This is a genomic window from Burkholderia sp. MBR-1 (assembly GCF_013822785.1).
Lineage (GTDB): Bacteria > Pseudomonadota > Gammaproteobacteria > Burkholderiales > Burkholderiaceae > Burkholderia > Burkholderia vietnamiensis.
The window spans coordinates 1,515,158-1,529,155 of sequence record NZ_CP053610.1 but is presented as its reverse complement, the minus strand read 5'-3'; the positions used below and the strand labels follow the sequence as shown (position 1 = coordinate 1,529,155).

Sequence of the window (13,998 nt, the reverse complement as noted above, 5' to 3'; positions counted from 1 at the left end):
GACGACACGCCGGGAATGGCTCGCAGGAATCCGAAACAATCGTGAGCCCATGCGTTCATATCCCGGCTTTCTTTTGCTGATTCTGCAAAAAACCCCGCAAGTTGTTACACTACGGCGCTCGTGCGGAGTCGTCTGCTTTGCATCGAACCAGCGTAAACGCTAAAGCGCCAACACTGATCGAGAGGAGGAATTGGATGAGTCAAGCAGGACTGCGTGCGAACCGCACCAGCGATGTCGAGACAACCATCTCACATGATTCGACGGGCCACACGCTGCAGCGTGGCCTGACATGGAAAGACGCATTCTGGGTGACGAGCGGCGTGCCGGCTGGCGTGCTGTTCACGATCGGCGGCGTATGCACGACGATCGGCCAGCCCGCGTGGGCGATCTGGATCGCCGCGATCGCGATGGGGCTGATTCAAAGCGCGACTTATGCGGAAATTTCGGGGCTATTTCCTCATAAATCGGGCGGCGCGTCGGTGTACGGCGCGATCGGTTGGGTCCGTTACAGCAAGCTGATTGCCCCGGTTTCAGTGTGGTGCAACTGGCTCGCGTGGTCGCCGATGCTCGCGCTCGGCTGCGGCCTCGCGGCGAGCTACGCGCTCACGAGTCTCTTTCCCGCCGACGCGGCGGTGCTGCACTGGCAGCTCAAGGTCGCCGATCTCGGTTTCATCAAGCCCGGCCTCTCCCTGCGAATCAACGCGACGTTCATCATCGCGACGATTCTTCTCCTCATCACGTTCAAGCTCCAGCACAGCGGCGCATCGAAGGCGGCGCGCACGCAGCGCATCCTCGGCATCGCGTCGCTCACGCCGCTGTTGATCGTCGGCATCGTGCCGTTCGTCACCGGCGACGTGCCGATGTCGCATCTGCTCCCGCTGCTGCCGCTCGGTCACGACGCGAACGGCAACGTCACGGCCGCGACGTTCGGCACGTGGAACGGGCAGGGCGTCACGATGGCGCTCGGCGCGATGTTCATGGCCGGCTGGGCGTCGTATGGGTTCGAGACGGCCGTCTGCTATACGCGCGAGTTCCGCGATCCGCGCCGCGACACCGCGAAGGCGATCTTCTGGTCGGGCGCATTGTGCCTGGTCGTGATGACGCTGGTGCCGATGGCGTTCCAGGGCGCGCTCGGCACGCAGGCGCTGCTCGATCCGGCGATCGGCGACGGCACCGGCGTCGCGGCGGCGATGGCGAAGATCGTCGGCGGCGGCGTGTGGGTCGCGAATGCGGTCGTCGTGATGCTGATGCTGTCGATCCTGCTGATCGTGATGACGTCGATGATGGGCTCGTCGCGCACGCTGTATCAGGCATCGGTCGACGGCTGGCTGCCGAAGTACCTGTCGCACGTGAACGAGCACGGGTCGCCCACGCGCGCGATGTGGACCGATCTCGGCTTCAATCTCGTGCTGCTGATGATGTCCGACTACATGACGGTGCTGTCGATCTCGAACGTCTGCTACATGTTGTTCGTGTTCCTGAATCTGCAGTCGGGCTGGATTCACCGGATGGATCGCGGCAACTGGGAGCGGCTGTTCCGCTGCCCGACCTGGCTGCTCGTCGGCGGCGCGATCTGCGGCTATGCGAATCTCGTCTACGTCGGCGCCGGTGCGAACCTGCAGGGCGACGGGACGCTGCGCAACGGGCTGATCGCGATGCTGCTGATCGTGCCGGTGTTCCTGTATCGCCACTACTGGCAGGATCGCGGCCGCTTCCCCACCCAGATGCAGCGCGACATGGAGCTCGAAGTGCCGCAGCGTGCGATGTGGCTGAACCTGATGCCGTATGCGTCGCTGGTCGGCGCGGCGCTCGCGATCGGGTTGTCGTATTACTTCGCCTGGGTGAAATGAGTCACCGCGCGCGACACGCGTCGCGCGCAGCCCGCGTCCGAGCGGGACCGTCGGCGCGCGCTTACGGAAACACCACCGTCCGGTCGCCGTTCAGGAACACGCGCCGCTCGATGAACGCCTTCACCGCGCGCGCGAGCGTGAGGGATTCGACGTCGCGGCCCACCGCCAGCAACTGCTCCGGCCGCAGCGCATGATCGACGCGCTCGACGACCTGCTCGATGATCGGGCCTTCGTCGAGATCGTCGGTCACGAAGTGCGCGGTCGCGCCGATCAGCTTCACGCCGCGCGCATGCGCCTGGTGATACGGCTTCGCTCCCTTGAAGCCGGGCAGGAACGAGTGATGGATGTTGATCGCGCGATTCGCGAGCTTCGCGCTGGTCTCCTGCGACAGCACCTGCATGTAGCGCGCGAGGATCACGAGTTCCGCGCCGCTCGATTCGAAGAAGTCGAGCCACTGCGCTTCCTGCTGCGCCTTCGTATCTGCCGTAATCGGGAAATGGCGGAACGGCAGCCCGTGCTGCGCGGCGAGCGGCTCGAAGTCGGGATGGTTCGACACGATGCCGACGATGTCCATCTTCAGCTCGCCCATCCGCCAGCGGAACAGCAGATCCGCGAGGCAGTGCTCGAGCTTCGACACCATGATCAGCACCTTGGGCCGCGCGTTGACGTCGTGAATCGCCCATTGCGTGTCGCCGCCGTCACCGGCGAGCGCGGCCGCGATCGGCCCGAACTCGTGGCGCAGCGCGTCGATCTGCAGCGTCTCGTCGGTCGGATGAAACACGCAGCGCACGAAGAAGTGGTTGCTGAGATCGTCGTCGAACACGTTCAGCGCGTCGACATAGCAGCGATGGCGCTCGAGAAAGCCGACGACGGCGGCGACCTGGCCGGCCGCGCTCGGGCACGACAGCGTCAGGACGAATTGATCGGGGCGTGAGTCGGCGGTCATGGGATTCCTCGGGTGTCATGGGGCGCGAAGCCGCGGCGCAGCGCGGCTTCGCGCCGCGTGTCGCGGTAGCGGGAGGCTCAAGTAAATCAGGACGATTACGCGGCGGATAGAACCAACCCGCCGTGTGGCTGGTATCGGTGCGCCAGCGCCGCCGCGCCCATGCGCGATGGCGCGCGGCGCGTCACGCCGTTGCGCACGCGTCGAGCAGCCAGCGCCGGAACACGTGGGTCGCGTCGGTTTCGGGCCGTTGCGGCGGCCGCACCAGGAAGTAGCCGTGCGACGTGACGACCGGCGCGTCGACGAGTTTCACCAGTTGCCCGGACGCGACCAGCTCGTCGACGAGCGGCGACCAGCCGAGCGCGACGCCTTCGCCGAGCAGCGCCGCGTGGATCACCAGCGCATAGCTGTTGAAGGTCACGCCGCGCGCGGCGGCTGGCGCGTCGAGGCCGTGCGCGTCGAACCAGCCGGCCCACGACAGCCAGCGCTCCGGGTGCGTCGGCTGCACGTGCAGCAGTGGCAGCGCGTGCAGGTGTTCGGGCCGCGCGACGTGCGCGTGCGCCGCATGGAACGCCGGCGCGCAGACGGGCGTGACCGCTTCGGGAAAGAGCCGCGCGGCCGTGCACGACGGCCAGTGGCCGTCGCCGAACAGGATCGCGATGTCCGCGTGATCGCGCTGCACGTCGTAATCCTGTGACGTGACGACGCGCACGTCGACGTCCGGCATCACGCGTTTCAGCCCGGCCAGGCGCGGCATCAGCCAGTAGGTCGCGAAACCGACGTCGGTGACGATCGTCAGCGCGCCGTGCTCGCGGCGCGCGCGCAGCGTCGCGGTCGCGCCGCGCAGCGTCTCGAGGCTCGCGCGCACGGCTTTGTACAGGCACTGGCCGTCGTTCGTCAGCGTGACGCCGCGCGGGCTGCGCTCGAACAGCGGCACGCCCAGCTCCGCTTCCAGCTGGAACACCTGCTGGCTCACGGCCGGCTGCGTCGAGCCGAGCTCGCGCGCGGCGGCCGTGAAGCTCTGCAGACGCGCGGCCGATTCGAACGCGCGCAGCGCCTGCATCGACGGTAACGATTCGGATTTCGACATAAGCCTCTCTAATGGCCCCATAAGAGCCGGACGTCTTCCCGCGCGGATTCGGGCGGGAGATAGTGCATCGGACGGCTCGGCGCCGCGCGGCCTGTCGCGATTCTAGCCAGTCGCGGCCCGAGCGCGCGGCACTTCGTGCAGCCGCGTCCGTCATGCCGGCTGCGTCGCTGCAACAGCGTCGCGCCGTTCCGTTCGAACACCGATTTCCCCACGACCGCCGATGACGAACCCGACTCCCAACATCCTGATCCTGATGGCCGACCAGCTCACGCCTTTCGCGTTGCCGGCCTACGGCAACCGCGTCGCGCGCACGCCGACGCTCGACCGGCTCGCCGCGCAAGGCGTGGTGTTCGACGCCGCGTACTGCGCGAGCCCGCTGTGCGCGCCGTCGCGCTTCTCGCTGCTGACCGGCAAGCTGCCGTCGCGTATCGGCGCCTACGATAACGCCGCCGAATTGCCCGCGCAAACGCTGACCTTCGCGCACTACCTGCGCGCGGGCGGTTACCGGACGATGCTGTCCGGGAAAATGCACTTCTGCGGCCCCGACCAGTTGCACGGCTTCGAGGAGCGGCTCACGACCGACATCTATCCGGCCGACTTCGGCTGGGTGCCCGACTGGGACCACCCGACCGAGCGGCCGAGCTGGTATCACAACATGAGCTCGGTGCTCGACGCCGGGCCGTGCGTGCGCACCAATCAGCTCGACTTCGACGACGAAGTGACGTTCGCGGCCCGCCAGAAGCTGTTCGACGTCGCGCGCGAGCGTGCGGCCGGCCACGACGCACGGCCGTTCTGCATGGTCGTGTCGTTGACGCATCCGCACGATCCGTATGCGATCACGCGCGAATACTGGGACCTGTACCGCGACGACGAGATCGACATGCCGGCGGTGCGGCTCGACGCCCAGCAGAGCGATCCGCATTCGCAGCGGCTGCGCTTCGTCTGCGAGAACGACCGTACGCCGCCGACCGACGCGCAGATCCGCGCCGCCCGCCGCGCATACTACGGCGCGACCTCGTACGTCGACGCGCAGTTCGCCAGCGTGCTCGCCGCGCTCGAGCAATGCGGCTTCGCCGACGACACGATCGTGATCGTCACGTCCGACCACGGCGACATGCTCGGCGAGCGCGGGCTCTGGTACAAGATGACGTTCTTCGAGGGCGGCTGCCGCGTGCCGCTGATCGTGCATGCGCCGCAGCGCTTCGACGCGGCGCGCGTGCGCACGCCGGTGTCGCACCTCGACCTGCTGCCGACGCTGGTGGACCTCGCCGGTGTGACGCCGGCCGGCGGCTGGCCGGACCCGGTCGACGGCGCGAGCCTCGTGCCGCAGCTGCGCGGCGCGCCGGCGCACCACGTCGCGCTCGGCGAATATCTCGCCGAAGGCGCGGTCGCGCCGATCGTGATGATTCGCCGCGGCGACTGGAAGTACGTGCACTGCGCGGCCGATCCCGACCAGCTGTACAACCTCGCCGACGATCCGCACGAGCGCATGAACCTGGCCGGCCTGCCCGAAGCGGCGGAGGTGCTCGCCGCGTTGCGCGCGGAGGCCGCGCGGCGCTGGAACCTGACGGAGCTCGACGCGCAGGTGCGTGCGAGCCAGCGGCGCCGGCGCTTCCATTACGCGGCGACCACGCAGGGCCGCATCCACGCATGGGACTGGCAGCCGTTCACCGACGCGAGCCAGCGCTACATGCGCAATCACATCGAACTCGACACGCTCGAAGCGATGGCGCGCTTCCCGCGCGTCGGCCGCTGAACGCATACATCGCGCACACTGACGAACGACGGAGGAACCGACTCATGAAACGGCAATGCAATGCAGCAATCCGCAGACTCGGCACGGCGCTCGCCGCAGCCGCCTGCGTCGCGGCGACGGCGCTGCAGCCCGCGCACGCCGCCGACGCGCAGACGTGTCGCGACGTGAAGATGGCGGCGCCCGGCTGGACCGACATCGACGCGACCAACGCGATGGCCGGCGTGGTGCTGAAGGCGCTCGGCTACCGCCAGGACGTGGCGAACCTGTCGGTGCCGATCACGTACCAGGGGCTGAAGAAAGGGCAGGTCGACGTGTTCCTCGGCAACTGGATGCCCGCGCAGGCGCCGCTCGTGAAGCCGTTCGTCGACGAGAAGGCGATCGACGTGCTGCACGCGAACCTGAGCGGTGCGAAATTCACGCTCGCGGTGCCCGACTACGTGGCGGCGGCCGGCGTGCACACGTTCGCCGATCTCGCGGCCCACGCGGACCAGTTCGGCGGCAAGATCTACGGGATCGAGCCGGGCGCGCCCGCGAACCAGAACATCAAGCGGATGCTGGCCGATCATGCGCTGGGCGCGGCGAACTGGTCGCTGGTCGAATCGAGCGAGACGGGGATGCTCACGCAGGTCGAGCGCGCGGTGCGCGACAAGCGCTGGATCGTGTTCCTCGCGTGGGAGCCGCACCTGATGAACACCAAGTTCCATCTGACCTACCTGTCGGGCGGCGACGCGTACTTCGGGCCGAACTACGGCGGCGCGACCGTCAACACCGTGACGCGCGCGGGCTTTGCCGGCCAGTGCGCGAACCTCGCGCGGCTGTTCCGGCAGATGACGTTCTCCGTCGACGTCGAGAACCGCATGATCGCCGACATGCTCGACCACAAGACGCCCCCCGCCGTCGCGGCGCAGCACGTGCTGAAAGCGGACCCGCCGCTGGTCGAGCGCTGGCTCGACGGCGTGACGACCGCGGCCGGCGCACCCGCGCTGCCGGCCGTGCGCGCGGCGCTCGACGCGCGCTGACGGCCCCTCGGGCGGCCGGTTGCGGCCGCGCCGCCCGTCTCCGTGTTTTCCCGAACGGTCGTAACGAGACTATTTGTTGTCGCCTTTAGACGGGTGAGCCGAAATATGGGTTTGTACTTTTTGCCAATGGCTGCGTTATTGCGGAATACGTAATAGCGAAGCCAGAGGAGTACAAAATTCGAATCAGCCAGCGCAATGCGGCGCGCGCCAGCCAAGATTCCTTCCATCGAACGGTTCAGGGGGTAGTCGACAATGAAGCAAACGAAAGTTGCCGTAGCCGCCGCGCTCGCGTGCGCGGCCTGCATTCCCACCATCGGCCACGCGCAGAGCAGCGTGACGCTGTACGGGATTCTCGACGCCGGCATCACGTACGTGAACAACACGGGCGGCTCGCACGTGGTGAAGTTCGACGACGGCGTCTCGTACGGGAACCGCTTCGGCCTGAAAGGCACGGAAGATCTCGGCGGCGGCCTGAAGGCGGTGTTCGCGCTCGAGAGCGGTTTCCACCTCGGCAACGGGCAGCTCGGCTTCGGCGGCGCCGAATTCGGCAGGCAGGCTTATGTCGGGCTGCAGAACGACTGGGGCACGCTGTCGTTCGGCAACCAGCTCGACATCACGAACGAACTCGTATCGATCTACAACATCTCGGCGTGGGGCAGCGGCTATGCGATCCACCAGGGCGACTTCGACCGGTTCAACGGCGACCGCCTGCCGAATTCGGTGAAGTTCCTGTCGAACGACCTGAGTGGCTTCAAGTTCGGCGCGATGTACTCGTTCGGCAACGTCGCCGGCAACTTCCATCGCAACAGCGCGTGGAGCGCGGGCGCGAGCTTCACGAAGGGCGACTTCTCGATCGGCGCCGCGTACACGCGCCTGAACAACCCGAACGGCATCTATGCGTTCGACCCGTACGCGATGATCGGCACGCATACGTTCCTCGGGCAGCAAACGGTCACCGTCGATCCGGCCACCGGAGCACGCACCGACCTGTTCGCGAACACGGCGATGGACGTCGACAGCCAGGGCACGTTCGGCATCGGCACGAGCTACACGATCGGCAAGCTGTCGCTCGACGCGAACTTCTCGTACACGACGATCAAGGGCTTCGGCCAATCGTCGCACATGCAGGTCTACGAAGGCGGCGGCATGTACCAGTTCACGCCGGCGCTCAGCTTCATCGCCGGCTACCAGCACACGCGCTTCGAGGGCCACCACTGGAACCAGGGCACGGCCGGCCTGCACTACCTGCTGTCGAAGCGCACCGACGTGTACATCTCCGGCGATTACCTGCGCGCGTCGCAGGGCGTCGACGCGGTGATCGGCTACAGCTTCACGCCGTCGACCACGCAGACGCAGGCCGACGTGCGGATCGGGATGCGGCATTCGTTCTGAGCCCGGCAGGGTAGTTCATTCGACGTCTTCAGCGAGGTCTCTCTTTCGCGCGAACTGCGGTTCGCGCTTTTTTTTTGCTGCGATTTTTGTTGCGATAGGGCGCCGGGTGCGACATGCGCGTGCCGAGCGCGGTCGCGGCACTTGACGATATCATCGCGGTTCGACACGCGCCGTGTCGCGCCGATCGCCTGCCGGCGACACGACGATATCCCGTCGATATCCCGCCGATGACCCGATGACCACCCCGTTACCCGAATCCGCTCCGCCGTCGCCGCTACCGGCGAATCTGTTCCGCCATGCGCCGTTCCAGCGTTTCTGGGGGACGCGCGTGACGTCGTCCCTAGCGTTCCAGATCCTGTCGGTCGCGATCGGCTGGTACGTTTATACGCTCACGCACAGCGCGTTCGCGCTCGGCCTCGTCGGGCTTGCGCAGTTCGTGCCGATGTTCGCGCTGACGCTCGTCGTCGGGCAGGTGGCCGACCGCTACGACCGGCGGCGCATCGCGACGATCTGTCAGAGCGTCGAGGCGCTGGCTGCCGGCGTGTTCGTGCTCGGCGCGGCACGCGGCTGGCTGACGGCGCCGGGCGTCTACGCGCTCGCGGCGCTCGTCGGCACCGCGCGCGCGTTCGAATCGCCGTCGGTGTCGTCGCTGCTGCCGGCCGTCGTGCCGCGCGGCGACCTGCCGCGCGCGACCGCGCTGTCCACCTCGGCCAACCAGGCCGCGCAGATTCTCGGGCCGGCGTTCGGCGGGCTGCTGTACGGCGTCGGCGCACCGGCCGCGTTCGGCACGAGCGCCGTCGCGTTCGCGATTGCCGCGGTGCTCAGCGGCACCATCCCGCTGCGCAGCGCGCCGCCCGCGCGCGAGCCGGTCACGCTGCGTTCGGTGTTCTCGGGCATCGCGTTCATCCGGCGCGAGCCGGCGATCCTCGGCGCGCTGTCGCTCGACCTGTTCGCCGTGCTGTTCGGCGGCGCGACCGCGCTGTTGCCGATCTATGCGCGCGACATCCTGCAGGTCGGGCCGTGGGGGCTCGGCGCGCTGCGCGCGGCGCCGGCCGTCGGCGCGCTCGCGGGCACGCTGTGGCTCACGCGCTTTCCGCTCGACGTGCGGCCGGGCCGCGCGATGTTCGGCGGCGTGATCGCGTTCGGCATCGCGACGATCGTGTTCGGCCTGTCGCGGCATTTCGCGCTGTCGCTCGTCGCGCTGGCGGCATTGGGCGCGTCGGACGTGGTGAGCGTCGTCGTGCGTCTGTCGCTCGTACAGCTGCGCACGCCGGACGACATGCTCGGGCGCGTGAGCGCGGTGAATTCGCTGTTCATCGGCACGTCGAACCAGCTCGGCGAATTCGAATCGGGCGTGACGGCCGCATGGTGGGGCGCGCCGGCGGCGATCGTCGTCGGCGGCACGGCGACGATCGCGGTCGCGCTCGCGTGGATGCGCCTGTTTCCTCAGCTGACCGGCATGAAGTCGCTCGAACGCGACCGGTGATGCGCGTCACGCATCGGGCGTCACGCACACCGCGGTGCCGTAGCAGATCACTTCGGTGACGCCCGAGCCGATCTCGGTCGAGTCGTAGCGCATCGCGACGATCGCGTTCGCGCCGAGCTTGCGCGCATCCGCGAGCATCTTCTCGAATGCCTGCTCGCGCGCCTTCTCGCACAGCGACGTATAGAGCGTGATGTTGCCGCCGAAGATGGTCTGCAGCGCCGCGCCGAACGAGCCGACGATCGAGCGCGAACGCACGATGATGCCCTGCGCGACGCCGAGCGAGCGGACGGTCGTGTGGCCCGGCAGATCGAAGGCGGTCGTGACGCGTGCGGGCGTGAGCGTATCGGCGGAGCGGGAAAGGTCGGTCATGGCGGCGCACCGTATCGCGGAAGTGGATGGACGACGATTCTATCCGGAATGACGGGCCTGCCCGGCGCGGGCCGCGTGCGCATGCCGTGCGCGCACTGGCTGCGCGATCGCTAGCGTTCGCCTTCTGCCTCGTTCATTCGCCGCGTCGATCGCGCATCCGCGTGAAGGCGTCGCGCAACTCCACACAGAATGCATCGCCGAGCATCGACAGCGGCTGCGACGCGGACGTCACCAGATAGAAGTGATCGGGCACGGCCGGCTCGAACGGCTTCACGGCCACGCGATGCCCGGCAAAGGCCGCCGTCACCGGATCGATCAGCGCGACGCCGGCGCCGTTCGCGACGAAGGCGACGATCGTCTGCGACAGCTGCGCCTCGATCGACAGCACGCGCGACACGCCGGCCTCGACGAACAAGCGGTCGATCGCGCTGCGCGCGTCGAAGCTCGGCGGAAACGAGATGAACGACTCGCCGCTCAGATCGGCCGGCCGCACCACGCGCTTGCGCGCGAGCCGGTGCCCGCGCGGCACGATGCAGCACATCGCGCCTTCCGCGAGACGCTCGGTGCGCACCGCCGGATGCGGGACCGGCTCCGCGATCAAGCCGACGTCGCACTGGCCCGACGCGACCTTGTCGACCACGGTGGACGCGCTGTGCGCGAGCAGCGTGATGTCGACGCCCGGATGCGCGTGCGAGAAACGCGTGACGAGTTCCGGCAGCAGGTCGAGCGCGACGGCCGGCGAGCCGGCCACGCGCAGCGTGCCGCGCCGCATCGCGCGGATCTGCTCGGCGGCCTGCGCGACGCGATCGAGCCCGACGAACGCGCGCTCGACCTCCTCGTACAGCACGCGCGCCTGCGCGGTAGGCGTGAAGCGTCCCTGCTGGCGCTCGAACAGCACGAAGCCGACGCGATCCTCGAGATCGGCGATCAGCCGGCTCACGGCCGGCTGCGAGATATGCAGATCGCGCGCCGCGCGCGTGACGGTATGGCGTTGCATCACCGCGCGGAACGCTTCGATCTGCCGGATTCTCAGGGATGGCGTGGTCATAACACTGGATTATGGGTCGTTGATCAAGCTGTATTGGACAGCCTATTTTGCCTGCCCGAACATCGGTTCATCAACGATATATACGCAAGGAACCGCGCCGACATGGCCCATAACACGCATCGACCGACCGGCTCGCCGCGGAGCCGCACATGAGCACGCGCGGCTTCGACGTCGTCGTCGCTGGCGGCGGCCTCGTCGGCATGGCGCTCGCGTGGGGCATCGCACGCGCCGGCAAGCGCGTCGCCGTGTGCGACGGCGACGACATCGCGTTTCGCGCGGCCCGCGGCAACTTCGGGCTCGTCTGGGTGCAGGGCAAGGGCGGGCGCTGCCTGCCGTATGCGCGCTGGTCGCGCGAATCGTCGGAGCGCTGGCATGCCTTCGCGGCGCAGCTGCAGCGAGAAACCGGCGTGAACTGCGGTTTCGAACGCCCCGGCGGCATCGAACTGTTCGAGCACGCCGACGAACTCGCGAGCGCGACCGCGCTGCTCGAGTCGCTGCATCGGCAGGACGCGGCGCTGTCGTACGAAGTGCTCGATGCGGCCGCGCTGCGCAGACGGATCCCCGCGGCGTCCGCTGCGCTCGCCGGCGCGCTGTGGTCGCCGAACGACGGCCATGCGAATCCGCTCTATACGCTGCGCGCGATGCTGCAGGCGTTCGTGCAAAGCGGCGGCGTCTATCTGCCGCGCAACCCGGTGAACGAGATCCGTCCGCGTGCCGGGCGCTTCGAGATCGACACGCGCGAAGGCCGTCTCGAAGCCGGGCGCATCGTGCTCGCGGCCGGACTCGACAATGCACGCCTCGCGCCGATGGTCGACATGCACGCGCCGATCGCGCCGCTGCGCGGCCAGATCATGGTCACCGAACGGCTCGCGCCGTTTCTCGACTATCCGACGCTGGTCGTGCGTCAGACGCCAGAAGGCTCGGTGCTGCTCGGCGATTCGGCGGAAGACGTCGGCTTCGACGACGGCCAGACACGTGCCGCGATGGTCGACATCGCACGCCGCGCACGCACCGCGTTTCCGGTGCTCGCGCATGCGCGCATCGTCCGCGCCTGGGGCGCGCTGCGCATCATGACGCCCGACGGGCTGCCCGTGTACGAAGCGTCGACTACGCATCCCGGCGCGTTCGTCGCGATCTGCCACAGCGGCGTGACGCTCGCGGCCGCGCATGCCGACCTCGTCGCGCCCTGGATCGCAGGCGATGCCGCACCGGCCGACCTGTCCGCCTTCAACACCGCGCGCTTCGCCGCGCCCCCGGAGCACCGGCATGTTTGAATTCATCGTTCCCGCCGCCGCGACGCGCGAGCGCGTGCGCATCCATATCGACGGCACGCCGCACGACGTGCCCGCGCACTACAGCGTCGCCGCCGCATTGCTCGCCGCGGGCGTGCTCGCGTGCCGCGCCAGCGCCGTCGGCGGCGCACCGCGCGGCCCGTTCTGCATGATGGGCGTGTGCTTCGACTGTCTCGTCGACATCGACGGCGTGCCGAACGTGCAGGGCTGCATGACGCCCGTGCGCGACGGGATGCAGGTGCGTGCGATGCATGGCCGCGCGAGGCTCGCATGACGCGCAGCCAGTGCGATCTGCTGATCGTCGGCGCCGGGCCGGCCGGGATGGCCGCGGCCGCCGCCGCATGCAAGGCGGGGCTGTCGGTCGTGGTCGCCGACGAAGGCCCGGCGGCCGGCGGCCAGATCTATCGCAACGTCGCGGCCGCGCCTGCCGAATTCGCACAGTGGCTCGGCAAGGATTACGTCGTCGGCCGGCCGCTCGTCGACGCGTTGCATGCGAGCGGCGCGCGTTATCTGCCGCGCAGCACGGTATGGCAGGTGGCGTTGGAGCCGGAGCCGGTCGCGATGCTGACGCGAAGCGGTCCGTCGGGCGGCACGCTCGAAATCGGCGCGCGCGCGGTGCTGATCGCGGCCGGCGCGCAGGAGCGGCCGTGGCCGATACCGGGCTGGACGCTGCCGGGCGTGATGGGCGTCGGCGCCGCGCAGTCGTTGCTGAAATCGTCGGGGCTCGCGCCGTCGGCCGACACCGTGCTCGCCGGCAGCGGCCCGCTGCTGTGGCTGTTCGCGGCGCAATTGCTGAACGCGGGCAGGCGCGTGCGCGCGCTGGTCGACACGACGCCGCGCGATGCGTGGCGCCGTGCGCTTCCGCACGCGCTGCCGGCGCTGCGCGGCGCCGACTATCTGCTCAAGGGCTGGCGCATGCTGCGTGCGGTGCGCGATGCGGGCATCGCGGTTCATCGCGGCGCGACCGACGTGCGGATCGACGGCGACGGCCGCGTGCAAGCCATCCACTTTCGCGACGCGCACGGCATCGCGCATTCGCTCGACACGTCGCTCGTGCTGTTGCACCAGGGCGTGATTCCGTCGACGCAGCTCGCGCGCGCGCTCGGCTGCGCGCATGAATGGGACGGACGCGCGGCATGCTGGCGGCCGCAATGCGACGCGCGCGGCCGCAGCAGCGTCGCGCCGGTCTGGATTGCCGGCGACGGCGCCGGCATCGGCGGCGCGCAGGCCGCGGCACTGGCAGGCGAAGTCGCCGCGTTCGACGTTGCTGCCGCGCTCGGCGTGCTCGATCGGCACGCGCAGGCCGAACGCGAGCGCCCGTTGCTGCGTGCGCGGCGCCGTCATCTCGCCGTGCGTCCGCTGCTCGATGCGCTCTATACGCCGCCCGCCATGCTGCGCCGCCCCGACGGCGACACCATCGTATGCCGCTGCGAGGAGATCACGGCCGCCGAAATACGCGGCCTCGCGGCGCTCGGCTGTCCGGGGCCGAACCAGATGAAGGTGTTCACGCGCTGTGGAATGGGGCCGTGCCAGGGGCGCTGGTGCAGCACGACGGTCGGCGAACTGATCGCCGACGTGCAGCGGCGCGACGTCGGCGACGTGGGCCACTACCGGATCCGCGCGCCGATCAAGCCCGTGACCGTCGGCGAGATGGCCGACGCGCTCGAACTGTCGAACGATTTCCGGCGCGGCGAATTCCCGAGCTGACGCACGGCCCGCGCATGCCCCAGCTTGCCCACCCGAACGGAGCCTG

12 protein-coding genes are annotated in these 13,998 nt (G+C 68.8%); 8 read left to right on the top strand and 4 right to left on the bottom strand.

The genetic code is table 11. The features are described 5' to 3' along the window. The first annotated feature begins 194 nt into the window (after nt 1-194). On the top strand, nt 195-1,850 hold the full coding sequence (locus MBR110_RS21520; RefSeq protein WP_181709325.1) for an APC family permease: 1,656 nt from the start codon (nt 195-197) through the stop codon (nt 1,848-1,850). Between the two features lie 61 nt (nt 1,851-1,911). On the opposite strand, the gene purU is transcribed toward MBR110_RS21520, so the two are convergent. After that, nucleotides 1,912-2,796 carry a formyltetrahydrofolate deformylase gene (gene purU, locus MBR110_RS21515; protein WP_011880765.1) on the bottom strand — a complete coding sequence of 295 codons (885 nt, stop codon included), beginning with the start codon at nt 2,794-2,796 and terminating at the stop codon, nt 1,912-1,914. 181 nt (nt 2,797-2,977) lie between these two features. Next, on the bottom strand, nt 2,978-3,904 hold the full coding sequence (locus MBR110_RS21510) for a choline sulfate utilization transcriptional regulator (protein ID WP_181709324.1): 927 nt from the start codon (nt 3,902-3,904) through the stop codon (nt 2,978-2,980). A 199-nt stretch (nt 3,905-4,103) separates the two neighbouring features. On the opposite strand from MBR110_RS21510, the gene betC reads away from it, so the two are divergent. The 4 genes from betC (at nt 4,104) to MBR110_RS21490 (ending at nt 9,536) form a co-directional block, all read left to right on the top strand. Next, the gene (betC, locus tag MBR110_RS21505) at nt 4,104-5,639 is read left to right on the top strand and encodes a choline-sulfatase (protein WP_126220619.1); all 1,536 of its coding nucleotides are present in this window, start codon (nt 4,104-4,106) and stop codon (nt 5,637-5,639) included. Between the two features lie 44 nt (nt 5,640-5,683). Beyond that, nucleotides 5,684-6,658 carry a choline ABC transporter substrate-binding protein gene (gene choX, locus MBR110_RS21500; RefSeq protein WP_034195489.1) on the top strand — a complete coding sequence of 325 codons (975 nt, stop codon included), beginning with the start codon at nt 5,684-5,686 and terminating at the stop codon, nt 6,656-6,658. Nucleotides 6,659-6,910: 252 nt separating this feature from the next. After that, a complete protein-coding gene (locus tag MBR110_RS21495) occupies nt 6,911-8,050 on the top strand; it encodes a porin (protein ID WP_034195488.1) in 1,140 nt (379 codons plus the stop codon). 235 nt (nt 8,051-8,285) lie between these two features. Further along, nucleotides 8,286-9,536 carry an MFS transporter gene (locus MBR110_RS21490; protein ID WP_059474663.1) on the top strand — a complete coding sequence of 417 codons (1,251 nt, stop codon included), beginning with the start codon at nt 8,286-8,288 and terminating at the stop codon, nt 9,534-9,536. Between the two features lie 6 nt (nt 9,537-9,542). On the opposite strand, the gene MBR110_RS21485 is transcribed toward MBR110_RS21490, so the two are convergent. Continuing rightward, nucleotides 9,543-9,905 carry a YbjQ family protein gene (locus MBR110_RS21485; RefSeq protein WP_011880759.1) on the bottom strand — a complete coding sequence of 121 codons (363 nt, stop codon included), beginning with the start codon at nt 9,903-9,905 and terminating at the stop codon, nt 9,543-9,545. A gap of 133 nt (nt 9,906-10,038) precedes the next feature. Beyond that, nucleotides 10,039-10,953, bottom strand: coding sequence for a LysR family transcriptional regulator (locus MBR110_RS21480; protein WP_011880758.1), 915 nt, complete (start codon nt 10,951-10,953; stop codon nt 10,039-10,041). Nucleotides 10,954-11,102: 149 nt separating this feature from the next. On the opposite strand from MBR110_RS21480, the gene MBR110_RS21475 reads away from it, so the two are divergent. Genes MBR110_RS21475 through MBR110_RS21465 form a run of 3 tightly spaced genes read left to right on the top strand, consistent with a single transcriptional unit; the run spans nt 11,103 to nt 13,952 of the window. Then, nucleotides 11,103-12,227, top strand: a complete 1,125-nt coding sequence (locus tag MBR110_RS21475; RefSeq protein WP_011880757.1) for an NAD(P)/FAD-dependent oxidoreductase — start codon at nt 11,103-11,105, stop codon at nt 12,225-12,227. Beyond that, nucleotides 12,220-12,519, top strand: a complete 300-nt coding sequence (locus MBR110_RS21470; protein ID WP_181709323.1) for a (2Fe-2S)-binding protein — start codon at nt 12,220-12,222, stop codon at nt 12,517-12,519. Before MBR110_RS21475 ends, MBR110_RS21470 begins: the two co-directional genes overlap by 8 nt. Beyond that, nucleotides 12,516-13,952 (top strand): FAD/NAD(P)-dependent oxidoreductase, encoded by a 1,437-nt coding sequence (locus MBR110_RS21465; protein WP_181709322.1) that lies wholly within the window; start codon nt 12,516-12,518, stop codon nt 13,950-13,952. Before MBR110_RS21470 ends, MBR110_RS21465 begins: the two co-directional genes overlap by 4 nt. Nucleotides 13,953-13,998: the final 46 nt, after the last annotated feature.